Origin of the sequence: Mycobacterium sp. MS1601, assembly GCF_001984215.1 — a bacterium.
Taxonomy (GTDB): domain Bacteria; phylum Actinomycetota; class Actinomycetes; order Mycobacteriales; family Mycobacteriaceae; genus Mycobacterium.
Window position 1 is genome coordinate 64,453 of sequence record NZ_CP019421.1, and the last position, 24,148, is coordinate 88,600.

28 protein-coding genes and 1 pseudogene are annotated in these 24,148 nt (G+C 67.1%); 3 read left to right on the top strand and 26 right to left on the bottom strand.

Annotated features, from left to right (window positions below):
- Window positions 1-2 precede the first annotated feature (2 nt).
- Complete coding sequence (locus BVC93_RS31015; RefSeq protein WP_083741556.1) at window positions 3-950, top strand: hypothetical protein; 948 nt, start codon at window positions 3-5, stop codon at window positions 948-950.
- Here BVC93_RS31015 and BVC93_RS33340 read toward each other — a convergent pair.
- The 3 genes from BVC93_RS33340 to BVC93_RS31025 are packed head-to-tail and all read right to left on the bottom strand — an operon-like array spanning window position 892 to window position 1,884.
- Window positions 892-1,260: a hypothetical protein gene (locus tag BVC93_RS33340; protein WP_157517329.1), complete on the bottom strand. Its 369-nt coding sequence runs from the start codon at window positions 1,258-1,260 to the stop codon at window positions 892-894. The two genes, BVC93_RS31015 and BVC93_RS33340, sit on opposite strands and share 59 nt — an antisense overlap.
- 55 nt (window positions 1,261-1,315) lie before the next feature.
- The gene (locus BVC93_RS31020) at window positions 1,316-1,642 is read right to left on the bottom strand and encodes a hypothetical protein (protein ID WP_083741557.1); all 327 of its coding nucleotides are present in this window, start codon (window positions 1,640-1,642) and stop codon (window positions 1,316-1,318) included.
- 2 nt (window positions 1,643-1,644) lie between these two features.
- Entirely contained in the window at window positions 1,645-1,884 is a 240-nt protein-coding gene (locus BVC93_RS31025) for a MarR family transcriptional regulator (protein ID WP_157517330.1), read from the bottom strand.
- A 37-nt stretch (window positions 1,885-1,921) separates the two neighbouring features.
- On the opposite strand from BVC93_RS31025, the gene BVC93_RS33345 reads away from it, so the two are divergent.
- The gene (locus BVC93_RS33345; RefSeq protein WP_157517331.1) at window positions 1,922-2,281 is read left to right on the top strand and encodes a hypothetical protein; all 360 of its coding nucleotides are present in this window, start codon (window positions 1,922-1,924) and stop codon (window positions 2,279-2,281) included.
- 226 nt (window positions 2,282-2,507) lie between these two features.
- On the opposite strand, the gene BVC93_RS31035 is transcribed toward BVC93_RS33345, so the two are convergent.
- The 14 genes and pseudogenes from BVC93_RS31035 to BVC93_RS31100 all read right to left on the bottom strand — a co-directional run bounded on the left by BVC93_RS31035 (window position 2,508) and on the right by BVC93_RS31100 (window position 13,009).
- Window positions 2,508-2,882, bottom strand: coding sequence for a hypothetical protein (locus BVC93_RS31035; RefSeq protein WP_157517332.1), 375 nt, complete (start codon window positions 2,880-2,882; stop codon window positions 2,508-2,510).
- A 217-nt stretch (window positions 2,883-3,099) separates the two neighbouring features.
- The gene (locus BVC93_RS31040; protein ID WP_083741561.1) at window positions 3,100-3,372 is read right to left on the bottom strand and encodes a hypothetical protein; all 273 of its coding nucleotides are present in this window, start codon (window positions 3,370-3,372) and stop codon (window positions 3,100-3,102) included.
- 12 nt (window positions 3,373-3,384) lie between these two features.
- On the bottom strand, window positions 3,385-4,134 hold the full coding sequence (locus tag BVC93_RS31045; RefSeq protein ID WP_083741562.1) for a hypothetical protein: 750 nt from the start codon (window positions 4,132-4,134) through the stop codon (window positions 3,385-3,387).
- Window positions 4,135-4,226: 92 nt separating this feature from the next.
- Window positions 4,227-6,329, bottom strand: coding sequence for a replicative DNA helicase (gene dnaB / locus BVC93_RS31050; RefSeq protein ID WP_192860456.1), 2,103 nt, complete (start codon window positions 6,327-6,329; stop codon window positions 4,227-4,229).
- A gap of 5 nt (window positions 6,330-6,334) precedes the next feature.
- Window positions 6,335-6,634: a hypothetical protein gene (locus BVC93_RS31055; protein WP_157517333.1), complete on the bottom strand. Its 300-nt coding sequence runs from the start codon at window positions 6,632-6,634 to the stop codon at window positions 6,335-6,337.
- Between the two features lie 115 nt (window positions 6,635-6,749).
- Entirely contained in the window at window positions 6,750-7,625 is an 876-nt protein-coding gene (locus BVC93_RS31060) for a DUF6551 family protein (RefSeq protein ID WP_083741565.1), read from the bottom strand.
- Window positions 7,622-7,897 (bottom strand): hypothetical protein, encoded by a 276-nt coding sequence (locus tag BVC93_RS31065; protein ID WP_083741566.1) that lies wholly within the window; start codon window positions 7,895-7,897, stop codon window positions 7,622-7,624. Before BVC93_RS31065 ends, BVC93_RS31060 begins: the two co-directional genes overlap by 4 nt.
- A complete protein-coding gene (locus BVC93_RS31070) occupies window positions 7,894-8,238 on the bottom strand; it encodes a hypothetical protein (RefSeq protein ID WP_083741567.1) in 345 nt (114 codons plus the stop codon). The genes BVC93_RS31065 and BVC93_RS31070 overlap by 4 nt, the downstream gene beginning before the upstream one ends.
- The gene (locus BVC93_RS31075; protein WP_083741568.1) at window positions 8,235-8,975 is read right to left on the bottom strand and encodes a hypothetical protein; all 741 of its coding nucleotides are present in this window, start codon (window positions 8,973-8,975) and stop codon (window positions 8,235-8,237) included. Before BVC93_RS31075 ends, BVC93_RS31070 begins: the two co-directional genes overlap by 4 nt.
- Before the next feature lie 98 nt (window positions 8,976-9,073).
- Window positions 9,074-9,276: pseudogene (locus BVC93_RS34295) on the bottom strand (WhiB family transcriptional regulator); the annotation flags it as partial.
- Window positions 9,277-9,657: 381 nt separating this feature from the next.
- Entirely contained in the window at window positions 9,658-10,674 is a 1,017-nt protein-coding gene (locus BVC93_RS31085; RefSeq protein ID WP_157517334.1) for a hypothetical protein, read from the bottom strand.
- Window positions 10,675-10,919: 245 nt separating this feature from the next.
- Window positions 10,920-11,663 carry a helix-turn-helix domain-containing protein gene (locus BVC93_RS34300; RefSeq protein ID WP_083741570.1) on the bottom strand — a complete coding sequence of 248 codons (744 nt, stop codon included), beginning with the start codon at window positions 11,661-11,663 and terminating at the stop codon, window positions 10,920-10,922.
- Window positions 11,664-11,733: 70 nt separating this feature from the next.
- On the bottom strand, window positions 11,734-12,165 hold the full coding sequence (locus tag BVC93_RS31095) for a hypothetical protein (RefSeq protein ID WP_083741571.1): 432 nt from the start codon (window positions 12,163-12,165) through the stop codon (window positions 11,734-11,736).
- Window positions 12,155-13,009: a ParA family protein gene (locus BVC93_RS31100; RefSeq protein ID WP_083741572.1), complete on the bottom strand. Its 855-nt coding sequence runs from the start codon at window positions 13,007-13,009 to the stop codon at window positions 12,155-12,157. The genes BVC93_RS31095 and BVC93_RS31100 overlap by 11 nt, the downstream gene beginning before the upstream one ends.
- Before the next feature lie 351 nt (window positions 13,010-13,360).
- Between BVC93_RS31100 and BVC93_RS31105 the strand changes: the two genes are divergently transcribed.
- On the top strand, window positions 13,361-13,639 hold the full coding sequence (locus BVC93_RS31105) for a hypothetical protein (protein ID WP_083741573.1): 279 nt from the start codon (window positions 13,361-13,363) through the stop codon (window positions 13,637-13,639).
- Window positions 13,640-13,703: 64 nt separating this feature from the next.
- On the opposite strand, the gene eccE is transcribed toward BVC93_RS31105, so the two are convergent.
- The 9 genes from eccE to BVC93_RS31150 form a co-directional block, all read right to left on the bottom strand.
- A complete protein-coding gene (gene eccE, locus BVC93_RS31110; protein ID WP_157517335.1) occupies window positions 13,704-15,665 on the bottom strand; it encodes a type VII secretion protein EccE in 1,962 nt (653 codons plus the stop codon).
- Complete coding sequence (gene mycP / locus BVC93_RS31115) at window positions 15,665-17,101, bottom strand: type VII secretion-associated serine protease mycosin (RefSeq protein WP_236950537.1); 1,437 nt, start codon at window positions 17,099-17,101, stop codon at window positions 15,665-15,667. The genes eccE and mycP overlap by 1 nt, the downstream gene beginning before the upstream one ends.
- Window positions 17,098-18,657, bottom strand: a complete 1,560-nt coding sequence (gene eccD / locus BVC93_RS31120; RefSeq protein WP_083741575.1) for a type VII secretion integral membrane protein EccD — start codon at window positions 18,655-18,657, stop codon at window positions 17,098-17,100. Before eccD ends, mycP begins: the two co-directional genes overlap by 4 nt.
- 19 nt (window positions 18,658-18,676) lie before the next feature.
- Window positions 18,677-20,302 carry a nucleotide-binding protein gene (locus BVC93_RS31125; RefSeq protein ID WP_083741576.1) on the bottom strand — a complete coding sequence of 542 codons (1,626 nt, stop codon included), beginning with the start codon at window positions 20,300-20,302 and terminating at the stop codon, window positions 18,677-18,679.
- 183 nt (window positions 20,303-20,485) lie between these two features.
- Entirely contained in the window at window positions 20,486-21,334 is an 849-nt protein-coding gene (locus BVC93_RS31130) for an ESX secretion-associated protein EspG (RefSeq protein ID WP_083741577.1), read from the bottom strand.
- Window positions 21,335-21,479: 145 nt separating this feature from the next.
- The gene (locus tag BVC93_RS31135; protein ID WP_083741578.1) at window positions 21,480-21,776 is read right to left on the bottom strand and encodes a WXG100 family type VII secretion target; all 297 of its coding nucleotides are present in this window, start codon (window positions 21,774-21,776) and stop codon (window positions 21,480-21,482) included.
- 55 nt (window positions 21,777-21,831) lie between these two features.
- Window positions 21,832-22,152 carry a hypothetical protein gene (locus BVC93_RS31140; protein WP_157517336.1) on the bottom strand — a complete coding sequence of 107 codons (321 nt, stop codon included), beginning with the start codon at window positions 22,150-22,152 and terminating at the stop codon, window positions 21,832-21,834.
- Between the two features lie 140 nt (window positions 22,153-22,292).
- Complete coding sequence (locus tag BVC93_RS31145; protein WP_192860451.1) at window positions 22,293-23,636, bottom strand: PPE domain-containing protein; 1,344 nt, start codon at window positions 23,634-23,636, stop codon at window positions 22,293-22,295.
- Window positions 23,637-23,812: 176 nt separating this feature from the next.
- Window positions 23,813-24,109, bottom strand: a complete 297-nt coding sequence (locus tag BVC93_RS31150) for a PE domain-containing protein (RefSeq protein WP_083741581.1) — start codon at window positions 24,107-24,109, stop codon at window positions 23,813-23,815.
- Window positions 24,110-24,148 lie beyond the last annotated feature (39 nt).

Here is a 24,148-nt window from a genome sequence, read left to right on the forward strand (position 1 = left end):
ACATGGTGAAGCGCAAAGGCCTCCCGTGGGCCCCCACGTCCGTTCCCGACATGCGACGGCAGTGGTGTGACGCGCTCGATGCCCTTGTCGCACACCAATCGTCGGCGTTGGAGGAACCCACCGATCCCGCACTCGGCGGTTCTCGCCGCTTGCAACGCATGCAGGCCAAGCTGGCCGAGTCCCTGACCCAGATGAGCGCCGAGTCCGAGGCCATTCGCAGCGCCGAACTGTTCTGGGTAAGCCGCGACATGGTGGACGTCGCCCTCGACGCCGCCGATTCGCTGCCCGAGTGGACGCCTGCGATCGCCGCGCCGTGCCCCACCGGGGTGCTCTGTTGGGCCAAGCCCGCCGGCGACGTTCCATGGAACGCATTGAGTGCTGATGACCCGGCCGAGGTGACGTGGGACGGGCTGTGGTGGTGGTCGCGCCCAGATGGAGTACTCCAGCTGCAACCGCTATCGCGGCTGGCAAAGAACCCTGAGCTGCTGGCGCCCTACCAAGTGACTTCGCCGCTGTGGGCAACCAACCCGACCCTGATGGTGCAGCCGTTGGTTCCCCGTACCGCCGAGGTGGCCGGCGCGGCCGACGCGTCCCCTCTGGTGAGCATCGTGGGCGCGGCGTGGCTGCTGATGGGTCAGCCGACCGTCGCCGCGACCCGAGCGCTGGAGACCCCTGCGCGGGGCCGCCAAGAGGGCCCGGCGGACGGGGAGGCTGACCCTGATCAGGTCAGCATCATCGAGTTGCGCCGGCCGATGAGCCCGCCGCGAGAGGGCGACGGTTCCTCGTCTGACCGCCAGTATCACCACCGCTGGTGGGTTGGCGGGCACTGGCGTCAGCAGGCGTGCGGCCCCAACCACGCGGATCGACGCCCGAAGTGGATCGCCCCGTACGTCAAGGGTCCCGACGGTGCTCCGTTGAAGAAGGACCGCGTCTACCTGTGGCGCCGGTAGGGCCCTCGTTGTCGTGCTCGGCGCCCTCGATCACCGCGGGTGGCTGTTCCCATGAGCGGTGGATGCTGGCCAGTTCGCGGCGTCGCCGCGCTTCGCGGAGGTACTCGATGCCGCGCTCGACGAGCGATCCACGGAATGGGTCTTCACGCAGGCCCGCGATGTTTTCGGTGACGAGCTTGTGGACCAGCTCTTTCGGCGCCAAACCGTAGGCCGCGCAGACGGCCTTGAACTCATCGACGGCGTCGTCTCCGACCAGTTCGAAGACGGTACCGATCCGCGGGGTGTTCGGGGCCCTCTTGCGGCGGCTCATCGGCGCGTCACCGGCTTCCCGTCCGGTTCTCGCGGGGACGTGCCGTATCCGCAGGTCATGATCCTTTGGCTGGCCGGTTTGGCGCCTCGTTGCCCCGGGGGGCGATGGTGATGGTGGTCTTGTAGCCTTCCGGCACCACCATCACCGCGGCGGCCGGGTGCAGCGCTACGGAGAACTCGCCGAGCCTGAGCACCAGCAGCGGTTTGGTCACCGACTTCGCCGGCGGAAACAGCAGTGGCCCGGTGAGCGTGTTGCGGCCGCGGCGCACAGCGATGATCTGCCCGACGTGCACGGTCGACAGCGCACCGACGTTGATCTCGTAGGGGCCCAGCTCCGGCACGGGCTGCAGCCGCCTCGATCGCCGAACGGTTCCCAGGGCCATCCTCATGAGACCCTGCCCGCTTCAGTGAGCCGGTAGAGCCAGGCCGTGATCGCCGGCCGGTGTGTGCGCTCGACTAGGCCCTTGCGGGTCAGCCCGGCCAGGCCCCGTTGAACGCGGGAGCTGGGCCGGCCCACATCCATCGGCCGCAGCCACTTCTCGGGCGGGCTTCCGAGGTCGTGCAGCATCTCAAGGACCTCTTCCTCGGTCTCGGTCAGATTCACGGGAATGTTGTTGCTACTCAACACCGCTCCCCTCGTCGCATGAGGTCGCAGCGGAATCGTGGCAGCCTCGCCCGTAGGGTGCGCCAGGGCGATCCGCGCCTCGATACACACCGAGGATGTTCTCGTCGAAATGCCGCGGCGTTCGGGTCCGGGCCCGTTCATCCACCGCCAAGTGCACCTGCGCCGCGCGCCCAAGTACCGCGATTCTTTGGAGCACGTCATCGGGGATGTGGTCGCCGTCGCCGATGAGCAGCAGTATCGGGCGCTGATCGGACCAAGGCCGTTCGGACCTTCGTCGGTTCAACCGGCGCCGCAGCCGTTCGTCCATGCCGGCAAGTGCTGCGCGTATCTCGTCACGGTCGGGGCCCAGGACCGTTGCCCCTGCAGCGAGTACCTTCGCCAACGCTGTCTGCGGTAGTGGACCATTCGACGTGCTCTCGACGAGGACGCATTCCCATGCCTGGCCGCGGGCATCGGCGACGACCGCCTCAGCACCGCCTGCGTGCCAGCGGGGCACCCAGGCGTGCGCCAGGCACTGCGTGTGGGCGGTGCGCGGGCTCCAATCACGCAGCGTGACTGCCTCGCCCAGCATGCTCCCCGGAGGCGGGGCCGGTCGCTTCGTTTCACCAGTCACGGCGCTAGTCCTATCGAGAGGTGGAGGTGTGGTGGCGGATGAAGGCCGCGGTGTACACGCCGCTGAAGTCGAGCTGGAACTCGTAGCGCTCGCACGGATACCCCAGGCGTGCGGCCACGGGCCCCACATCCATAGGGTGGTTCGCCTGCGGCCGGGGCAGAGTCGGATGCGGCGGGGGGATCTCTTCGGGCAGCGCAGGAATGAGGTCGACGACTTCACCGAGCCCGGTCCATTCGCCGTCTGGGCTGAAACGCGGTTCGAACACCACCCAGTTGGGTTGGCGCACGCACCCATCGGCGTCACGCGCTTCGTAATGCGATGCGACGATTTGGCCCCATTGCTCGACATTCTTGGGCCGGATCGCGTCAGCGATGTTGATCGTCATGTGCGCCTCCGTCTCTGTCGTGCCGCGCTGGCGATGCTGCATCCCGGTCGTCGCTGCTGTGCGGCGCGGGTTGGATGCCGATGTCGGCTGCGCCGCTACGCAACGGGCGGCCTTGAGCGCGTCGGATCTGCCGTAGCAGTGCCGCCGTGGTGGGCGTGTATGGCATTGGCGTGCACCCTTTTCCGTACTCGGGCGCGCCCTGGTCCAGGGCGCAGCATTAGGACAAGTTGTCAAGAACGAGTTGGTCTTCGGCGCGGTCGGCTTCGACGAGCGCGTAGTCCTCGCCGGCGTTCAGGAACGGTCGGCGTGGAACTGCCGCGCTGCGCCGTGCGAGATCTCGCCCAAGAACCGATGCGGCCCACTCCTCACCGCGCCGGTCGAGCACCCGTAAACAGGTGTGCAGAACCGTCGGGTCCACGAACTGCGATCGCCGGGATTGCCCTCGGGCGCGCAACTCAACGAGTGTGGGTTCGGGCAACTGGGTGATCATTTGTCGTCCCTCTCAGTCGTTGCTTCGGACGTAGGTGTCGAGTGCGATCTGGATTGCCGGGTAGTCGCGGTATTCAGCGCGCGCGTCCTCAACGAACCGCCTGGTGGCTTGAGCGCCGAATCGGATCCCTGCGCTTCGGGGGTAGCGCTGCACCGGCTCGTTCGGTGGGGCCCACCACAGCAAGGGACGTGTGGCGATGAAGTCTGAGACCGCGGCGAATTGCCGTAGTGGTTCGACGAGCTGGCCCAGGTGCTCGCCGTAGATGTCGGCGGCGATGTGTCCGCCGGGCCCGAAGGCCGCCGTGGTGAGGTTGGTTCGAGGTGAACGGTTCTGCGCGGCAATGGCATCCCAGACGGGTTGGGCGATCATCGCGAATACCACCGGGTCTCCGTCGAGCACTGTCGAGGGCGGATAGGGCTGCCCGTACAGCTCGGAGCATGTGGTGGTGCGCTCGACGAGATACAGCAGTGACTCGATGTCGATGTCGGGGTCAAACCAGTGGGGGTCACCGGCATGGGTGTGATCGTGTGCCTGGAATCGGCCGGCGCGGTGGGCGGCGGAGAAGAACCGCGTCAGCAGCGCCGCGTTGAGGTCGGCGGGCACCGACTCGATGCATCCGAACCCGTCATAGGTTCCGTGGATACCCAGCGAGATGGGGCAGTAGTGGCCGTCGGGCGTGCGGTGTAACAGCACGACGGTGGTATCGACGCTGCTGCCCAGGTTGATACCGGTGATCAGGCAGGTCGTGTCGTAGAAGCCCATGGCGCGCTCACCTCCCGCATGCCGATTGTTGTCCCGCAGCTAACCACTGGAAATCACCGCGGCCTGTGCGTGTGACGTTATATTGTTATTGATCAATATGATTGTCCTCCGCCCCTGTGGCCAGGGGCCATGTTGGCAAACCTACTCATGTGGAGCTGGTTGGCCGCCTTGATCGTTCTGGTGGGGCCCGATCGGTGCTTGCCGACGATGATCTCAATTTCCCCGGCCTGTGGATGGTCGGGATCATTGGCGTCGGGGCGGTGCAGCAGGATCACGAGATCACTATCCTGTTCGATCGATCCGGACTCGCGAAGGTCAGAAATCAAGGGCCGCTTGTCCGTTCGTTGTTCCGGGCCACGGTTGAGCTGGCTCAGCGCGACGACGGGCACGTCGAGTTCTTTGGCCATGAGCTTGAGGGTGCGGGAGAATTCCGAGACCTCCTGCTGGCGGCTTTCCACACGCTTACCCGAGGTCATCAACTGCATGTAGTCCACGACGATCAGCCTCAGGTCCGTCTTCTGCGCCAGGCGCCGCGCCTTGGCGCGGATCTCCATCATCGTCAGGTTGGCCGAGTCGTCGATGTAGAGCGGGGCCTCACTGATCTCGCTCATCTTCTTGGCGAGCCGCGCCCAGTCATCGTCGCTCATCGTGCCCGACCTCATGGCGCCCAGCTTGATTCCGGCCTCCGCCGACAGCAGGCGCATCACGATCTCGGACTTGCTCATCTCCAGCGAGAAAAGGATGCTGGTCATCTGATGCTTGATCGAGCATGAACGCATGAAATCCAGTGCGAGCGTTGAGTTGTGGGTGGGGACCATACCGTCACCGGCGAGGTAGAGGTGATCAGCATTGTCCACCTGAACGCACCGCACGGCCACGCTGTGGCGCTTGCGCACCGCGATGACGCTGCGATCTCCGGCGACCACGTGGATCGGTGATCCCGCCCAGCCGGGGGCCACGACGAAGCCCAGCGAGCACAGCAGGTCCACTGCCAAGCTGCGGTCTTCGGGCAGCCGCCACCCGGCGATGATGGTGAAGCTGTCCCCAGGCCCACCCTTGACGGTGCTGGCCAGCAGGAGTCCCCGCAGCATCTCGCGGCGCTGACGCAGCGAGCCACGCAGGTAGCGCGTGACGACGGTGTCATAGCCGCGCAGTTCGACACCGAGGTCTCCGCCCAGCCAGCGGCCCACGGTGTGCGGGTCATCGTCGGGCTCGACGATCTCGGGCAGCTCCACCGGCGCCGTGGTGGGGATTGTCTCGCCGGGCTGCAGGTCGGCGGTGATGACGATGCCGCCGCGGGTGGGCCATTGGTGCTGCTCGTCGGCGGTGATCACGGTGCCGTCGGAGAACTCCACGTCATAGCAGGGCCTGCCGTAGAGGACCTCGGTGGCCGCGACGATGCGGGTGGGTCGGCCGTCGGCGCCGAGCAGCTCCTCGCCCACCTTCACCTCACCCATCGTCGTCCACCCTGACGGGGTAGGAAGAATGGTGTTGAGTGCCAGCGCTTTACCGATGCCGGGGCGCGCGGCGATGGTGATCATCTGTCCGCCGTGCAGGCCGTTGGTCAACTCGTCGAGGTCGATGAACCCGGTGGGCACACCGGTGGCCAGGCCCCCGTTGTTGGACAGCTCGTCGAGTTCGTCCATCGTGGGCTGCAGCAGGTCGGCCAACGCCACATAGTCGTCGCGACGCTCATGGTTGGTGACGTCATAGATCTCGGCTTGGGCCCGGTCGACGACGTCGGCGACCTCAGCGCCTTCGGCGCCGGCATAGCCGTACTGCACCACGCGGGTGCCGGCTTCCACCAGGCGGCGCAGCACGGCCTTCTCGGCGACCAGGCGCGCGTAGTAGCCGGCGTTGGCCGCGGTCGGCACCACCGATAGCAGCGTGTGCAGATAGGGCGCTCCCCCGACCCGCTGCAGTGTCCCGTGTCGATCGAGTTCGGCGGCCACGGTGACAGCGTCGGCGGGTTCTCCGCGGCCGTAGAGATCCAGGATGGCGTCGAAGACGATCTGGTGTCGCGGTTTGTAGAAGTCCCCGGGGCGCAGGGCTTCCAGGACGTCGGCGATCGCGTCCTTGCTCAGCATCATCGCGCCGAGCACGGACTGCTCGGCACTCTCGTCGTGCGGCGGCAGCCGGCCGTAGTCGGCGCTGTCGTCAGCTCTCGCGGCGGCTCTGGCCGGCCGTTCCTCCAGGGCGGTCACGCACGCCTCCCCCGCCGCGGCGCCGGGCTCGCGGTGGCCCTACCGCGCCGGTGGCCGTCCCTCACCTGGCGCTGCAGGGCCAGGGCGCGATCGACGTAGCTGTCGCGTTCGAGGATCTGCTGGTGGTTCAGCGGAGGCGCGGCGCTGGGTCGCAGGTGGGCCCCGAAGGCGCGCAGGCAGTCCGCGCACGTGTCGCCCCACAGCTCCACGTCGATGCTGCAGTTGGGGATGACGCACTGCGGCCCGGTGGCACCGGCGCTGGGTGCTCGTCGCGCCTGGGTGGCTGTGTGGCCCATTGTGGCTCCTTCCCGTTCGCCTTACCGGGTGAGTACCGGCCCGGCGGGCCGTTTCCGTCGCTGCGGCCGATATTTGGGTCGCTGAACTGCGGTGACGACATGTCCCCGCAACGGGTTATGCCGCGGCGGCACCCGACGCTCGTGTGGTGCTCACCCCGGGCGCGCGCAGCGTGCCCCGAAAGCCCGCCGGCATGGCCAACCTCTGACCGGCGCGCTGGTGCAGGGCGTGACGTTCGTGCAGGGCGATCGCGACGAACTTGGGCAGCGCGCCGCCGCCGTGCTTGCCGCCGGCCTTCTTGGCTTTGGCGTAGAACTTCACCTGCTCTGGGGTGAGGTCGATGAGGGCGTCGACGAGGACCTCACAGTCGAAGTACTCCGCACGGGCGAAGGCGTCGAGGAAGACGGCCATCCCGCCGACCAGCGGCGCATCGTAAGCGCTGTGCTGCGCCCCCCAGGTCTGATGCAGCAGGCGCAGGCTGTCCCGCAGCAGCGCGTGCCCGCCGCCGCTACGCGCGATCTTCTCCAGCATCCCGGTGCAGCGCAGGTTCCCGTCCTTGGGCGCTTCCTCGACACGCAGCCCCACGCTGGCCACGGTCGCCTCGATGGCGGTCACCTCGGGGTCCTGTTGAGCACGACGCGCCTTCCACCGGTTGAACGTGGTCAGCCGTCGGCGGTTGATGTCGATGCCCAGGAACAGTTGTGACTCCTCGGCGATGGTGAGTCCGCTGTGGATACGGGCGGCGATCGCCGCGCCGGGATCGCGCAGTGCCACTGCCGCCCAACGGTGTTGGCCTTCGACGACGGCGTATCGGGGACTGGATGTGTCCCCGCGGTCGGAGACCTCGATGACGCCGAGGAGCCGCTGGTCGAAGGTGGCCGCCATGTGCTGGACCCGTTGGGGATCCAGCGGGCGCTGGTAGGTGTGGTCGGCGAAGATGTCGGCGACCGGGACCGCCAGGACGTAGGGCTCGGGGACTTCTGGTGCGGTCATCGGCGTTGTCCTTCCGTCACGGTGGCGGGTTGGGGTTTGGTGGTGTTCAGCGCCCAGGCGACGTGGCGTCGGCCGGGCAGTCGCAGGCGCCGGACCTGGCCGCGCTGTTCGAGGATGACGAGGTTGCGGTAGACGATCTCGTTGATCAGCCGTGGCGCCCACGACAAGAGCAGTTGCCGGATCGCGGCGGTGGTCAGTTCGCCCTCCGCTGCTGCCAGGGTGTCCAGGATGTGCTTGCGCACCAGCTCGGAGTCCAGCCGGGGCGCGCTCATCGTGCAACGTTCTGTGGGTCGGCTCGGTGGTTGAAGACCTCGACTGTCGCCGCCGGCGGATGAGTGATGGCCACGCACGCCGGGCACAACGGTGCACCGTCCTCCAGCAGTGCTGTGGGGCGTTCCTGGATGAGCCGCACTCCGCACCGCGATCGCGGAGCGCGCCCGAACGCGACGTCGAGTAAGTGCTGAATCCGGCCGACGCAGTGGATGACCTGATTGCCGTGCGCCCGGCGGCACCCGCAGCTGATGTCCGTGCTCGGATCCCAGTGTCGCAGTGAGCCATGCACGTAGTCGGGCACCCACGCCTTGGGCACGATCAGGGCTGCGGGCGCGGTCATCGCCGCGCGCCTCCGGTCGAATGCCGCTGCGCCCACAGAGCCCGGTAGTCAAGACGGTGGGCCAGCAGCTCGATATCGGGGGCCTGCAGCGTCGGGATCAACCGGGCCAGCGCGGCCGCTGCGGTGCCGTCGTAGTCCATGGTGGCCGGGAAGATGGCGCACACATCGCCGGGAATGTCGGCGATGAATCCGCCTCCGGCGATGTCTTCGCCCAGATGTCGCACCGTCCAGCCGTACTTGGCGACCAGGCGGGCCATCAGCCACGCGGCCGAACGGCCCCGGGACATCGGCTGCTCGTTGGATCCCAGGGTGGGCAGCGGATCGCTGCACCGCCAGTTGCCGTGATGGCGGTGCGGAGAACCCACGTGCAGCTGGACCAACCAGCACAGCTGGGTCAGCCAGTCGTCGCCGCTTTCAGCGTCGCTCTGTCCCAGGCTCGCCACCGCACGCGCGAGCCCGATCAGCCGATGCGCTGCGCCTTGGCCGGGAACCTGTTGGCGCGCTTTGCGATTGCCGCGAAGATCCCAGCTCACAGTCACAGTGCGCCGTGTCGGAGTGTGCACCGTGACGAAGGCAGTCGCGGTGTTAGCGTCGAACTCCAGGCGCTTGGGATGCCATCCGTAGGCCGCCAGGTCGACCGCCATCCAGTAGGCGTCGATCACTTCGGCGGGAGGCTGATCCTCGCCGAGGCCGGGGATCAGGTCACGGCCGGCGGACCGCTGCGCGGGCCGGGTCATCCTGCCAACCTCGCGTCCTGGTAATCCTCGGCCGAGGCGGCGATCGCCGGCAGAGCGTGCGGCTCGGCGATCTCGCCATCGGTGGCCCTGTTGGGGTCCAGACCGCGCTGGAGGCGGCGGCGCTCACGTTCGGACAGCCCACCCCAGACTCCGAACCGCTCGTCGTTGTCGAGCGCGTACTGCAGGCATTCCTCGATGACCGGGCAGCGCTGGCAGACCTTCTTGGCTTCCTTGGTCGAGCCGCCCTTCTCGGGAAGAACGCTTCGGGGTCGGTCTCCGGGCACCGCGCCTTCTCGGCCCAGTCCTCGTCGATCGGTTGGGGTGCCCCCAACGTGGCGATCAGCTCGATCACGGCTGCTTCAGACATCGCATCTACCTCCCCAGGCCAGTCGCTTTCGCGTCCCTGAATCTGCAAATCCAAACGGTTACGATTTGCACATCTGTAGGGGCAAGATTAGCCGCTGACTACGACAAATAGCTTTCCCGCTTATGGGTAATTATCTGTGATGGGGAGTTTTGGCGAGTGTCAGGTGGTGCGGACGGCCTGCCATCTCGCCGGATGCGCTGTGGCCTGCGGCGATAGCACGTCCCTGCCGGAAGCCCTCGCCGAGCGCGGGTGCCGGCGGGGACCCTGCCGGCAGCGGGCCCGCCTGGGGGCTCTGCCATTTGCGCTGGTGAAGCGCTACTTCCTGTACTGGCTGTTCGCCGAAGCCCCGATGTTCTCGTAGGCCTGCGTCATCGCCAGAAGGTCGGTGTTCAGATCGTCGAGGGCGGCGGCGGCCAGTTCGTTTTCCACCACCGCGGTGAACAGCGCGCCGCTGGCCACCGAGGGGTCCGCTGTCGAGGTGACCTGATCGCGGCGCTGCTGCAGCTCACTGAGCGTCGACACACACCGGTGAAGCACGATGAGCCTGCCCAGCAGCGCCTCGGTGAGGAATCTCCGCTCGGTGCGCAGCACCGCATTGCCCAAGCCCGTGACTACGAACGGCTGCCCCAGTGCTGCCGAGCCCGAATCATGCGCGTCCAGGCAGTACGCGGCGCGCGCGATCTGAAAGATTTCCTCGTCGGGATCGAAGCGCAACCGCACTATGTCTGCCCCCGGTAGCGCCCAGCCCGGGCTGGCCATCAGGTCCTCCACCACGGCGATGCCTTCGAGCAGGTAGCCACCGCCGGGGGTGATCGGCCCGGCGCCGGCCAGTGGATTCCATTCCAGGACGCGGCGCGCGGCATCGACCTCGTCGACTTGTGCAGCATTCAGGTTCAGAGGATCGCGGCGCGCCCAGAGGGCCAGGCCGAAGACGCCGAGGGCAGCCCCGGCACACAGGAGCGCACCCCATCCGGCCGCGGCGCCGATGCCGGCGCGGTCATCGCTCGCGCGGGCACTGATCAGGGCCACCAGCGCCCAGGCCGCGGCCGCCACGGCCCAGCACGCCGCGGCGCGCATCGAGGCCCAGCGGGGCAGCCGGCGGCGCCGCGGTCCGCTCGGGTCAAAGAGCGCCGCGGTGGGTGTGCCGGCGGTGCGGCGGCGGGCGATCAGTTCGGCGGTGCCGGCGCTGAGGTCTGACTGGCGCAACGGGGCCACGTGCTGACCCCGCCACAACCAGCTGGGGCCGGTGGTGATGCTGCGGCGGTCCTGGGCCTGCCAGAACGCCAGGCGCATGCGTACATGGGCACGGAGGGCGTCCTGTTCGCTGTCCACGTCCGTTGCCTCCCTCACCGCCCAGCGCGTGAAAACCGCTGGAAGTAAAAGCAACTCCGGCATGTGGCACGTTGCCGCACCGCGAACCGGGAAACCTCTTGCCAAAGACCCTGGAAGCTCATGCCGGAGTTGCGAGCCTCAGTCTATGGCCACAAATGCCCGGAATCGCCTGTCGCACAGGGGTTGCTTTTCACAACATCAATACAGCCGTATCGGACGCGGGTCCGATACATGGCCATCAGCTGCTACTGGGGCAGAAACTCTTCGGGCACGAAAAAGGTCGGTGGCACACCGAAGAGCCGCGCCAGCTCGTAGACCACGTCCAGGCGCGGCGGAGCCTCACCATGGAAGTAGCGGTAGATCTGCGTCTGCGAGACCGGCAGGTCGGGAGCCTGCTCCTTGAGCAACTGCTGAATCCGCAGCGGAGTGAGCTTGCGGACGCGGTCAGTGTCGAGCATGCGCACGTTCATGCTGGCCGCCAGCGCACGGAATCGCTTGGCGAAGTACTCCGTTGCCACGTGCGGCGGATCGATCGCAGCCTTGCCCTTCTGTGCGCTGCGCGTGGACTTCGCCTCAGCGACGGTGGGCATTTCTTCGTTGGATCCCTCGACGAAGTAGGTCGGCGCCACCTCGAACAGACGTGCCAGCTCGTAGACCACGTCCAGGCGCGGCGGAGCCTCACCATGGAAGTAGCGGTAGATCTGGGTCTGCGAGACCGGCAGGTCGGGGGCCTGCTTCTTCAACAGTCGTTGGATGCCCAACGGTGTGAGCTTCTTGACGCGGTCGGTGTCGAGCATCCGGACCTTGGTCGTGCTCACCAAGTCTTGGAATTGCTGGGCGAAGAACTCTGTCGCCACATGCGGCGGATCGATCTCCGTCTTGGCGGGCTCGGTGCGCACCAGCTGCGCCGAATCGGCCATATCAGCGTCGTCGTCGCCGACAACGCCGGCTTCGAGATCGTCGGTCAGTTTGTCCACCTGGTTGGTCATCGCTTATCCAATTCTGCGTTGATGCCACTGGGACAAACCCCCACCTCGCCCACCTACAGCAACCACTACCCTATCCACCGGTGGCCGAACCGCCACTGCTGGGATGAGCCTCGCCCATGTCAGGCACGGCGACAACTGGCGGCGGAAGCGCCCTCGCAACACCGGGAATGTTCACGCCGCGCCGTTCCAGAAACTCCTGGATCGCCAGCGACGCCGCATCCCCCTTCGGCAAGTCGTACTCGTCGATAAATGCAGCAAACGCGTTCGACACGTGGGTGTTGATGTGAACGTTCATCCCCGTGCGCTTGACCTTGCGGTTACGCAGCTGCTCCAGCGCCGGGTCGTGAGCGACCATATCGGCGACGGGGTTGCCCGCGGAGTGCGGTTGCGGCGCCGCGCGCAGATCCGGTGCGGGGGCGACACCACCACGGCCTCGCGCGGCATCCGGCGACACAGCCCGCCCCCGGGGATTGGGTAGCGGCATGGCATCCTTAGCGGCCATTGGTCATCAGTCCTTCCTCCGCGATGCGCTGTGCGACACGCCGATAGTCTTCTGCAGCAGTGCAACCCGGGTCGTAGACCGAAATCGGCTGTCTGTGCGCCTTGGCCTCGGTGACTCGGATGGTCCGGGAGATGTATCCCAGATACTCTTTCTCCCAAGCATCTTCGACGGCGCGGCGGATTGATTTGGTCGCGCGCGAGCCGCTCATGTAGTTGGTGAGCAGCACATGGGTGATCTTGATGCCGGGATTGTTGAGGTCCACGTTCTCCACGGCCGCGTCCAGCGAGGCGAGCGCGGCGACCTCATCGGGACCCGTGCCCACGGTGGCCAATACCCAGGAGGCCGCCGACAAGGCCGAGGCGGCCAGTTCGTTGAGCGTGGGCCGGCAGTCGATGATGACGAAGTCGTAGGCGGGCAGCATTTCCACCTCACGGCGCAGGCGCATCTGCCCGCCGGGGCCTAGGCCTTTATCCAGCTCGTCGAGGGCTTCGCGCGACGGCGCGACGTCGACCCCGTACTCGGTGCCCTGGATGACGTCGTTCAGCGGCAGCCTGCGGTGCTTCTCGGGGTGCAGAACGTTGAACATGGTCGGGGTCGGATCGCCGTCCGGGGGGATCTCGAGTCCCAGACCCGAGGTGGCGTTGGCCTGGGGGTCGACGTCGATCAGCAGGACGCGGATGGGTCGGGTGATCTTTTCGGCTTCGTCGAATACCTCCAGCCGGGTCAGTTCGTAGCTGAGGTTCACCGCTGTGGTGGTCTTACCGACGCCGCCCTTGCGCATGGCAATAGCGATGACCACGGGCGGAGAATTTAGCGCCCGGACCAGCTTCGGAGTCTTTGGCATGCGCAAATCATAACCTTCCGAGACTGGGGGAATGCCTCTACCGAGGCAAAAAACTTGCAGCGACCTGGGGCCATACCGTCATCGCAGGTCAAAGCATAATTCACACACATTGTGCGCGACACGCGCCCCCACTTTCACGAACAATGGAGGTTGTTTTCACGGGCCTCTAACGTCCTGCGTGGAAGAACCGTGCATCACTCGTGCACGCGGCAGGCCCCGGCGCTCGACTCATCTCACCGCCCCACCGGGAACACCCAGCGTCGACACGCCGCTCCCGCCCACCCTTTTTCGACCGAAATCCGACCGGCCGCGGACCGGTTTTCGCCCTGCACACGGCAATACGATTGGACAATGAGCCCCCGCGCCGAAGATCTGACCTCGCCGGCCGGCGCCCTCAGCGCGGCCCTTGCCGCGCTCTGCGAGGCCAACGCCGAAGCCGAACAGTGGCGCCGCGGGCAATACGCCCGCACCGCGGCCGACTACGCCGCTGAGGTGTGGTGGCATCCCGCCGCCAGCAGCGAGCAACGCGCCGAAGCGTCTCGATGCCTGCGACTGTCCTACGACCTCGACGAGCAGACCAAGGCCCGCCACGCCCAGCTGCGCGCGGCCACCCACCTCAAGGCCGGATAGGCCCTTCCACGCAGCACAGTGCCCGCCACGATCTTTCGTGGCGGGCACTGTTGCTGTCGGACTACTACTTCCCCGGCGGAGGCGGGAAGTTGCGCGGCGGGCGCCGCGGGGCCGGCGGCGGGGGCGACTCCGCTGTGCGCTGGCTGCGCGGAACTCGTTGCGGCCCACCAAGGTCGCGGTGCCGGCCACCTCCATTGGACCCGTTGTCGGCATGGTTTCCGTTGGTCCCGGCAGTGGCCAGGTCGCCCGCCGGCACAGGTGCTTGCACCGGCGGCTGCGGCGCCCAGGGGGCCGGGGCGCTCGGAGCCACCGGATCCGGCACCGGCGCAGGCGCCGGCATCCGCACCTCTGCAGCTCGACGCGGGGTACGCGTCAGCACCGGCGCAGTGGACACTGTGCGCCGCGGCTGCTGGATCTGGTCGGAGCCCAGGCCCAGGTACCGATCCTCTTCACGGGTGCGGATGGTCAGAATGCTGACCGGCTCGGCATCGTTGATCGACACCTCCAGCACCTGTCCGGGGCCTTCGACGATGGTCATGTCCGCGCCGCCGCCGGCCGCGTCCGGGCCCAGCAGCCGCAACACCGTGCGCGCGGGCACCGTGGTGACCGTGCGCCCGTCGAAGATCGCGACGTCACAGGTACGCGCACCGGCAGTGGCGTAGAACAGCCGCCGGTCGTCGTCGACGGTGGCCACCAGGCTCTCCCAGCGCTGCCGGTCATCGGTATGGATGGCGACCACAGCACCGGTGACCACGGCGCGCAAAACCAACTGCCGAGCCACTTCTGGCCCTACACGCGCGTCGATGCGGCGCCGCTTGGGCGATCCTGACTGATCCCACAGCGGCACGGCGACAAGGGTTCCCTCATCGATCTGGCCGAGAATCTGCCCGGATGGGCCGATGGGGACGCGCACGTCGCGAACCGCTGAGAACGCCACTGTCGGCATCGTCGCTTCCAAGCTGCGATCCCCGCCCGGCAGCCCCGCATCGAGCATCTTGCGCTGAATACCGGTGGGGCGGGCCAACTTCGCTTCCGCGAGCGGCTTGTAGGCCTTGCCGTGGTGCACGTAGCGGACCAGCACACCGACCTGGACCTCGGAGACACCACCTGCACCGGTCAGGCGGATCACGGTGACCGTCTCTTCGGTACGCCAGGACCACCACTGGTCGAATTGGCCGTGAGCCAACAGTTCTGGGTTACCGACGTAGGTGGTGATGAAGTTCGGGCCCGACCGGATGTAGGACCACTTCTCCTGGTTGTCGACCGCCCCTACCGGCGCTAACAGCACGTCCCCCATGGCGTCGAGTTCCTCGGCCGACAGTGCATGTGCCCGATGCTGCTCCTGCTGCAGACGCTGCACCACCCGGTGCGCCGCGGCTGCCAGCGCTTTGGGCCCAGCGCTACGCGAGGGACCTTGTTCCACGATGCGGCTGAGGTTGTCCAAGTCATTGAGCCGCAACACCAACCACGTACGGCGCTGCCCGACGAGGCGCCGGGGACCCACGAACTGCGAGTACACGGTCCGATACGCAGTCCCTGGCGGAACGTGGCAGCCCGCCTCGACGACGTCGATGTCGATGTTGAGCCCGTATTGGCTCATCAGCGAGACCACCAGCTCCAGAGGCAGCTCGCTGCCGCCGAACGACCGTCCTCCGGCCTCGGTGTTCAAAGCCAGTGTCGGGCCGACCTCGACCGCGGCGACCAACGTATGCCCATCCCAACGCACTCCGGCGTTGCCGGAGATGACGTTGATGTCGGTGGCCGGCGTCAGCGCCGGCGGCAGCGGTTGGCGCCGATGGCGCAGAAACGACCAGACGACGCCGAACCACTCGACGAGAACGACCCGGCCGCGGATCGGGATGAACAGTCCGATCGCCGCGACCAGCAGGATCAGCACAGCCGCCCACACGGGCAGGTGCTTGGACATGGTGAACGCCACGACCACCCACACCGCGATGCCATAGACGAGCGCCGAGACCATGGGAAGCCGGATCCAGCGCCCCCGGGGACGCGCCACAGTCGCCATCACTGCCTCCCTCGCCGAGTACCGGTCGCCGCCACGACGATGAAGACCACGACCACGACGGCTGCCATCGCCCCGATGGCGATCGCCGCGATCCACTTCGGCGCGGAATCCGGTGGTGGCGGGCGTTTGGGCAGCGACAGCTCAGCAGCCTGCACGGTCACTGCGGGTGCGCCCTCGATCGGGATCTCGTAGGTCAGCGCCGCGACGGGATCGATGAGCCCGCGTCCCACGACGTTGTCGACTCCGCGGGCGGGAGCGTGAGCGGTGGTGATGATCCGCGTCGCCACCTCACGGGCGGTCATCTGTGGGAACCGTGAGCGCAGCAGCGCCGCGGTTCCTGATACGTAGGCCGCCGCGAACGACGTCCCGGCGATCGGCACCAGACCCGCTTCCTCCCCGGGGACGCCGTTGATGACGCCCTCACCGCTGGAGGACAGCGACACGATGCCTGATCCGGGTGCGGCCACGTCGACCCACGGTCCAGCCATGGAGTTCTCTGCGCGCACCCCCTCGGGCGAGACGAACCCGACCGAGAGCACCAGGTCGTCAAACCATGACGGCGTCGACACCACGCTCACCCCACCCCAGTTGCGCGGATCGTCGGGTCGGGTGGGGTCGGCCTCGGGGTTGCTCTTGCAGCTCTGGTTGCCGGCGCCGGAATCGACGGAGGCATTGACGTTGCCGGCCGCAGCGACGACGAGAGCGTCTTTGACCTCCACGGCGTACTTCAACGCCCCGCCCAGGATCGCCTGGTCGATCGGAGTGCTCACCTTCACGCACGACACCACCGAGACGTTGATGACGCGTGCGCCCATGTTGGCGGCGTGCACGATCGCCCGGGCCAGTGTCCGGATGTCCCCTGCGGTCCGAGAGCTGTTGGGATCGTCGGGATTTGCCGAGATGTTCTCGGGCATGTACGCCAGCGACGTCTGACGGATGGCCAGGATCTGCGCGTTGGGTGCCACACCGATCAGCCCGTCGGTAGGCGCCGGCGCCGCGCCGATGATGCCCGCGACGATCGTTCCGTGCCCTTCGCAGTCCTCAAATCCGTTGGCACCCGTGCCGGGGTCCACGTAGTCACCCCCGGCGATCATGCCGGGCAACCGAGGCTGAGGGCGCACACCGGTGTCGATCACCGCGACGATGACCCCGGCGCCGGTGGAGAACTTGTGTGCCTGCTCGATCTGCAGCGACGTCAACGGCGGCGGGGTCTTGGCCAGATCGGAGTTGGGCAGAACCCCACCGACCACGCACGCCCCGTTCTTGCGCATGGGCCCGTCGGGCCCTGGCGGCCCGTCCGGCGGCGCGGCAGCCACATCAGGATTGGGCGGGGTCACCGCGCCGGCAGTTCCCAGCGGCGTCGCGGCGACCAGCGCGGTCACCGCGGCCAGGGCGGCCGCGGTGCGCGTGGCGGCGAGCACGGCGCGCGCGGTCACAGCAGGTTCCGGAAGAACGCGAAGGCCCCGACGATCCAGAAGGCCAGCATGGCCACCGCCATGTTCGCCGTGAACTCCAGATACTCGATGCGCCGCAGCGGGATTGGCGACTTGATCCGCCCGGGCAGCATCATCCCGGCCAGCGCGGCCAAGACCGTCACCAGCGCCACCCCGCCGACGACGCTGATCTCGGCGATCACATTGGACGTGCCGGTGATGATCGTCAGGGTGAACCCGACCAGCAAGATGAACGCGCCGACGAAGAAGGTGATCGCGTGCGCGCGATCAGGCAGGGAGCGCCCGCGCAGCACCAGGACCAGGATCGACAGGATCGCGACGGCGACTTCACCCCAGAAGTAGTGCGTTGCAGGCTCGGTGGCCACGATCGCTCCGGCGACAATAGTCACCACCGCGGCGACCAACAGACCGGTGAGGTACTTGTTGGAGACCCGCGCTCGGCGTTCGAGCTGGGCGTCCTCGTCCTCGGAGAGCGCCACCGTGCGCACATCGTTGCCGTCGTCGAACACTTCGACGACCATGGCCGCCTCGTCGAGTTCGGTGCGGTCGATGTCTTCACCCGGTACCGGCAGGCTCGGCGGTTTGACCCCGGCAAGGGAGAGGGCCATACCTGGCGCCAGGGCCACCAGGATCATTCCGACGACGACCGCGACCGTGCCGATTTGGCGCATGTCGAATTCGGTGAAGGTGCGCACCCCGGCCGCGGCCGCACCGGTCACCGCCAGCGTCACCACCGCGGTGTGCACGCTGATACCAATGCCGCTGAGCCACAGCACAATAAGCGACACCGCGGCGACGGTGAACGCCGCAGCGAAGAAATTCGCCGCCGTCCAGTGGCCCGGCGAATTCTCATACGCCGGTACGATCACCCACCCCAGTGAGAACGCCAGCGGGATCGCGGCGATGCCGGCAACGTAGGACACCGGCCGGTTCGAGCGGCGCGACGCGACGATGGCGCCGATGATCGCCAGTAGTGTCAGCGCGCCGGCAGGCGGCGCCCACCACACGTTCGACGGGGTGGACCACCACGCCGCGATGGTCAGGGCCGCGGTGAGCGCAGCGCCTCCCACGATGGCGATCAGCCCGAGCACCCGCGCGGTATCGGCGGTGAAGGAGGCGAACTTGACGGCGTTGAACTCAGCCAGCGCGTCGCTGCCGTCTTCGATGATCGGCTTGAACACTTCTGTCGAGTGCACCTCGCGCAGCAGCAGCCGCGCGCCGTCGAGGACACCCGCTTCGGCCAGCGACAGTGTCCGCGCGAACGGCATCCCGCCTTCCTGGGCAAGGGTGTAGACCCCCGTGGTGGTGAAGTCGACGGCCAACCCTTCGCTGCGCAGAGTGTCGGACAGGAACGGCACCAGCCCTTCCATGACGATCGACAGCGGAGCGTGCGCGGCCAGCGAGGTGTCGACGTTGTAGTTGCCTACGTGGATCGCTACGCGGATCTGCTCGGGAACCGCCGCAACGGTGGTGGTGCTGCTCTCTGGCTGACCGCTCGGATCAGCGGGCAAAGATTCAAGCGGCAAGACGACTGACATTGGTTGTCTCCCTTGATATTTAGCTAGCCGCGGCGACCGGCGCCGGCGGCTGCGGCACGGAGAAGTCGTCGGCCAGAATCGCTGCGAGGTCCTCGAACTTCCGCCGCGTCTTCTTCTTCAGCTTGTCCAGGTCCACGAAGAGGCCCTCATCGAGATGCGGGTCGAAGGGAATGTGGTGCATCTTGAGTTGCTGGCGCGCCAGCACCGTGGTCAGCTTCTCCACATCCAAGCGGGTGTTGGCCGTGGTTTCGTTGATCACGGCGACGGTGCGCGCCAACAGGCCCTGATAGCCGTGATTGCGCAACCAGTCGATGGCATACCCGGCCTTTTCTGCACCGGGTCGGGACGCTTCCACAAGCAGCACAAGGGCATTGGACCTGTTCAGCATCTCGCGCACGACTGCGGAGTTCAGGGCCTTGTCGCCGTCCCAGAGCAACATGCTGTAGTAGTGCGAGGCGATTTCGTAGACATCGCTGATGTCCTCGGGAACGAGCACCCGTTCGCCGTCGGGGCGCCACCCATTGGCCAGCACATTGAGGTCGGTGTCGGTGGTGGACAGGAACCGCTGCACCTGATCGTGCTGGCGCAGATCGTTGGACTCGGTGTCGAGCATCTCCATCATCGACAGGTTGTTCGGATGCACCGCGGTGCGCGAGGGCAGGTCACCGGCGTCCGGGTCGGCGTCCACGGCGAGGATTCCGTCGGATCGGTACTTGGCGAAGGTCTGCCCCAGCGTGGCGGTCACCGTCGTCTTACCGGCCCCGCCTTTGAGGGTGAGCACGGCGATCGCGTACATGGTGTCCTTGGGTGCGCGGATGCGCGCATACACATCGCGGCGGCGCTGCTCCTTCTTGCTGGGCTTGAGTTTGAACCCGGCCTTGTTGGTCGCGCCGCGCCAGCCGGTGTTGGCGACCGGCGTGCGTTCCTCGTTGGCCGCCACGATCAGCTCCTGGCGGATGCCGGCCGAGGCCGCCTGAATCGGCGCGTTGGCCCGCCGGTACTGATCCGGCTCGGCTTGACGTCCGACCGCTTGTTCGCGATCGGGGACTGACTGGCGGCCACGCTCCTGATCGGGGACCACGGGGATCTGCGCGGTCATCTCCGACGGGCGGAAATGGCCGTGCTGATTGGTCGCTTCCTCGGAGCCTCGGAACTGCTCGCCCTGCGGCGGCTGCGGCTGCTGTGGACGCCGCGGCGCCATCGCCGGGCCCGGCCGCTGCGCCTGAGGCGTCGCAGTCGGCTGGCCCCACTGCTGGGCGGGAGCTGCGGGCTGCGCTCCCCACTGGGCGGGACCTGACTGTGCCGGCGCGGGTGCACCGTTGGGGCGCGCCGAGTTCTGCGCCGGGGGCTGACCCCACGACGGCTGAGGACGCGACGGCGGCGGCGGTGTAGCCGTGGCATCGGGCCCGAACCGGTCTCGCCCTTGAGCCGGCGGTGCCGGCGGCGGCGTGTCCGGGCGCGCCGACCAGTCGCCAGCGCCGGCCGGCGCGATCATCGTGGGCGGCGGGCCCGGCAGATCTTCCGGCGCGGCACCGGATTCTGGTGCCAAGCCACTGCTTTCCGATGGTGCGGACTGCGTGGACTCTGCAGGAGTCTCCGGTTCCGACCAGTGCCGGCCGTTGCCCGTATCGACGTCTTCAGCCATTCGGCTCACCTCTCCCCGCAAAATGAATCGTGGTGACCGGCATATCGTCCGGTCGTTTGACAGCTGCCACCCTGGGCGTGCCCCAGGGCCATTCTCCCAGCGTTCACCAGCACACTAGCGCACCAAAATGGGCGAAATCGGCGCCGCCGGGCACCCATTTTCCTGCACTGATGTCACGTCCCGTCACCGCGCCGAACCCCCGGCAGCGAACCAATCCCGGCTCGGTGTGAGCTGCACTAGATCGGACATCGCCGCCCGGAACCGCACGTAGGTGCCGGGCCCGAAAGTCACCCACAGGCGGGGACCCTGTTTGCCTACCGCGGAGAGCACTCGCCCGTAGGAGGTGTCGGCGACGAAGACACCGGCCTTGGTATCGACTGTTTGAATGCCGCGGTTCTCCCGCATCACGATCTCGCAGCGCTGACCGGTGTAGGCCGAGACTTCGTTGAGGATCTTGGCGGTCTGTACGTCGACCCCGAGTTCCCCGCGCAAGGCGCGGATCATGTCTCCCGGCGTCGCGGACGCAGACAGCTCGGCGATCTGTTCCAGGGGCAGGGTGACGGTTTCGAATTCCGCCGGCGCCGGGGCGAGCACCTCTTCTGTCTCACGCATCGCCGACCAGATCGGCGTGGACACGACGTCGTCGAGGGATTCACTGGTCGACCACACGGCCTGGATCACCAGCTCGTCGTTGCGCCGCAGCGCCATCACGTGTGTGTCCCCCTGGCGGGCGACGACCGCGCGCCGCATCCGGTCCTCCTGCAGTGCGCGCAGGGTGACCTCGATGTCGGGGCGTTCGAGCACCCTCATCCAGGAGGCCAGCGTCGGGTCGACATTGCCGTTGATGTCGATCAGTCCGGCGTCGATCAGGATGGGGACGGTGACATCGTCGACGGCGGCCTGGTCTTGGGGGTAGTAGACGTTCTCCATCAGGGCCAGTACCGGGGAAATGCTGTCGATGCCCATCAGTCGCTTGATGAACAGCGCCGAGTCCACACTCAGATGCGCGGCCGCCAGGATGTCTTTCGCCATAGCCGCCGATGCTACCCGCGCCGGGACCGTATTCTGCCTGCGCGAGAACGCTTTTCAGCTCGGCCTTCGGCCGGTGACGCAACAGGGCGCCTCGACCCATTTCGATGGATCGAGGCGCCCTGTCCTCGACGGTGCTGAAAGCAGATCAGCCGGGGAAGTACCCCATCATCTGCTTCTCGTTTCCCTGCATCCCCTGGATGCCGTTGTGGTAGGAGTTCACGCCCCGCTGCACGACCTCGATCTGGTCCTGGCAGACACCCTCGAACTTGGTGAAGCAGTCCAGGAAGGTGTTGGCGGTGTCGCCGTGGAAGCTCCCCAGCAGGGTCTGCTTGTTCGCCCGGCCAGCATCGAGCAGGCCCTGCGCGGTGGTCCCGCAGGTCTGCAGCTGCCCGGCGATCGATTCCATCAGCGGATAGTTGTAGTGAACTTCGTCTCCGGCCATGATGTGTTGTCTCCTTGTGTGTCAGTGGTTTTGGGTGATCAGGTGTCGGCGCGGGCTAGTGGAACGGGCTGACGACACCCGTGATCTGCTGGAAGTCCGCGGCGGCGGAGGATTCCTGGTTGTCGGTCGAGCCGAGACCGAACTGCAGCGCCTCGCGGATCTGGTCGAGCACCACGTTGTTGCTGGTGGCGACCTGGTGGACATCGCTGATCCACGTCTGGAACGACGCCGACATCTGGCCGCGGTTGGCCGTCATGGCGCTGTCGGCGACGACCATCATCTGCTTGTTGTTGGCCTGTGCCGAATCGACCAGACCCTGGAAGCTGGCGGTCTGTGCCGCCTGGACAGCCATGTCCATGTTGAATGGCATACTCACAACGAACTCCGTTTCTTTGAAATGGTGGTGGTGTTCTCTGAACTGGTGGTGGTGCTGCCGCTCCTGGACTCACACGCCACCATGGCGCGCCGCGCTCCGAACAGCCTTGAGCGCAAGTGTGGGGGCAGGCGCGCTGCCATCTAACTGGTTTCCTGGGTGTCGGGTGTCTGCCTCTCTGAGACCAAGGCGCCGGCCGACACGGACTCGTCCTCATCGGGGACGTACCCCCAGATCGGAGTGAGTTCGGTGTCAGGACGTTTGACCGTCACCTTCTCCTCGTCACGGCGGTTGCCGTGGCGCATGGGCATCCCCGACCCACCGGGGCGGGCCGCAGGAGCGCCGCTGCTGGGCGCAGCGGGTGCCGCTGGGGGCGCCGACCCCGGGAGGGGGCCATCCCAGCCGCCAGGAAAGCGGAATCCTGTTGACGCACCGGACAATCCGGACAGGCCCGGCACACGGACAGCTGTGGCCAGTCCGCCACCGCCGGAGCTTCCAGCCAACCGGTCCAGCGTGGAAGAGCTGGGCTGGGTGTCGAAAAATCCGGGCTGCTCCAGGCGGTGCTCCGGTGACACCTGGCTCATCAGGTTGCTGATCTGCGAGGCGAACTGTTGGCCCATCTGCTGGCCCTGTTGCAGCGCCTGCTGCGGCGCCTGCATCACGGTCTGACCGATCTGCGCGGCCTGCTGCGGGATCTGCTGTACCAACTGCTGGGCCATTTGGTCTTCGGTCCGGTTCGCCTCACGCTGTAGGCCGTTCTCACGGAACCGGGTCACAGCGGCTTGGGCCTCGGCCTTCTGTGCGCCGTCGGCGGTGCGCTGAGCCATCCACGCCGCCGCTGAGGCGGCGCCACCGACCTTGCCCTTGAGCACCGCGGCTGCGTTCTGCGCCTTGATTGCCTGCATCCGGACCGTGTCGGTGGCCGCCATCGCCGCGTTGAGGGCCTGCGTGATGACGGGGGGAAAGCTGGTCACCCCGGTCAGCGGGGGCAGCTTCGTGAAGGGGACCGGGGTGGTGTTGGCGACCGTCTGTGCCAGGTAGTTGGTCTGCACGGCGACGTCGCGCATCCACATCTCCATGTACTGGCCCTCTTTGACACCGATAGGCACAGTGTTGAAGCCCAGGAAGTTGGTCGCGTGCAAGGTGGCAGTGGTGACGCGGTTCTCCACGATCTCCACCATCTGGGCCATCGTGGTGTAGGCCTCGGTGAATGCCGCCGCCTGCGCGGCCGTGCGCGCCGACTGTGCGAGGACCTGCGCCTGCAGCATGCGATTGACCATGATGAACTGCATGACAGTGCGCTGCATGGCCATCGCGGCTTCGCCCTGCCAGGAAGCCGACAGGTAAGCCATCAGCGCGGTAAGCCGGTCGATGGAGACCTCGTAGGCGATGCCGGCGGCGGTGTATTCCGTTGCGGCTGCCGCCATGGGAGCGGCGCCGGCGCCCGACATCAACCTGCCGGTGATCACCTCAGGAGGACCGAACATCGCCACCTCCCCCGACACCTGCGGCATGCGCCTTCAACCGACCGACATTCACCTCAGGGGCAACGCGCCAGCGGCTCCCCCACGCTGAGCAGACAGCCAGCTCATCGCGCCCGGACACTGAGGTGCCGGGCGTCTGAGGCTGCTCGTCCGCAATCATGATCGTGGCGTGTACCCGGTTACAGGTACTGCGTCCCGTTGGCCGCGTCGACCATGGTGTAGCTGGCGTCGACGACTCCCAGAGTCCCCGCGTAACGCGCCAGCTCCAGGAACCCCATGGACGCGGTGCCGAGCAGATCTGCCGACTGTGCGCTGGTGTTCGCGGTGGCCAGCATGGACGCCTCATCGGTGCCAGCCGGAATTGGCGCCATGATGACGGGCGCACCGCCGGCGATGACGCCCGCGGTGGATGCCACATTGGAGGCCACATCGGCAACGCTCGCCATCATGACCGCGGTTTCAACGTTGGTGATCACTAGCAAACCTCATTCCCCTGGTGCCACGGATCGCGCTTC

Bases quoted from the DNA above. Each gene is read 5' to 3' on its own strand.
- BVC93_RS33340 (WP_157517329.1), bottom strand. From the start codon at position 1,260: ATGAGCCGCCGCAAGAGGGCCCCGAACACCCCGCGGATCGGTACCGTC.
- BVC93_RS31125 (WP_083741576.1), bottom strand. From the start codon at position 20,302: ATGGCTGAAGACGTCGATACGGGCAACGGCCGGCACTGGTCGGAACCG.
- BVC93_RS31105 (WP_083741573.1), top strand. From the start codon at position 13,361: ATGAGCCCCCGCGCCGAAGATCTGACCTCGCCGGCCGGCGCCCTCAGC.
- BVC93_RS31135 (WP_083741578.1), bottom strand. From the start codon at position 21,776: ATGGCCGGAGACGAAGTTCACTACAACTATCCGCTGATGGAATCGATC.
- BVC93_RS31070 (WP_083741567.1), bottom strand. From the start codon at position 8,238: ATGACCGCGCCCGCAGCCCTGATCGTGCCCAAGGCGTGGGTGCCCGAC.
- BVC93_RS34300 (WP_083741570.1), bottom strand. From the start codon at position 11,663: ATGACCAACCAGGTGGACAAACTGACCGACGATCTCGAAGCCGGCGTT.
- BVC93_RS31035 (WP_157517332.1), bottom strand. From the start codon at position 2,882: ATGACGATCAACATCGCTGACGCGATCCGGCCCAAGAATGTCGAGCAA.
- BVC93_RS31075 (WP_083741568.1), bottom strand. From the start codon at position 8,975: ATGACCCGGCCCGCGCAGCGGTCCGCCGGCCGTGACCTGATCCCCGGC.
- BVC93_RS31020 (WP_083741557.1), bottom strand. From the start codon at position 1,642: ATGGCCCTGGGAACCGTTCGGCGATCGAGGCGGCTGCAGCCCGTGCCG.
- BVC93_RS31095 (WP_083741571.1), bottom strand. From the start codon at position 12,165: ATGGCCGCTAAGGATGCCATGCCGCTACCCAATCCCCGGGGGCGGGCT.
- BVC93_RS31145 (WP_192860451.1), bottom strand. From the start codon at position 23,636: ATGTTCGGTCCTCCTGAGGTGATCACCGGCAGGTTGATGTCGGGCGCC.
- BVC93_RS31130 (WP_083741577.1), bottom strand. From the start codon at position 21,334: ATGGCGAAAGACATCCTGGCGGCCGCGCATCTGAGTGTGGACTCGGCG.
- BVC93_RS31015 (WP_083741556.1), top strand. From the start codon at position 3: ATGGTGAAGCGCAAAGGCCTCCCGTGGGCCCCCACGTCCGTTCCCGAC.
- BVC93_RS31040 (WP_083741561.1), bottom strand. From the start codon at position 3,372: ATGATCACCCAGTTGCCCGAACCCACACTCGTTGAGTTGCGCGCCCGA.
- eccD (WP_083741575.1), bottom strand. From the start codon at position 18,657: ATGTCAGTCGTCTTGCCGCTTGAATCTTTGCCCGCTGATCCGAGCGGT.
- BVC93_RS31100 (WP_083741572.1), bottom strand. From the start codon at position 13,009: ATGCCAAAGACTCCGAAGCTGGTCCGGGCGCTAAATTCTCCGCCCGTG.
- BVC93_RS31065 (WP_083741566.1), bottom strand. From the start codon at position 7,897: ATGAGCGCGCCCCGGCTGGACTCCGAGCTGGTGCGCAAGCACATCCTG.
- eccE (WP_157517335.1), bottom strand. From the start codon at position 15,665: ATGGCGACTGTGGCGCGTCCCCGGGGGCGCTGGATCCGGCTTCCCATG.
- BVC93_RS31060 (WP_083741565.1), bottom strand. From the start codon at position 7,625: ATGACCGCACCAGAAGTCCCCGAGCCCTACGTCCTGGCGGTCCCGGTC.
- BVC93_RS31045 (WP_083741562.1), bottom strand. From the start codon at position 4,134: ATGGGCTTCTACGACACGACCTGCCTGATCACCGGTATCAACCTGGGC.
- BVC93_RS31055 (WP_157517333.1), bottom strand. From the start codon at position 6,634: ATGGGCCACACAGCCACCCAGGCGCGACGAGCACCCAGCGCCGGTGCC.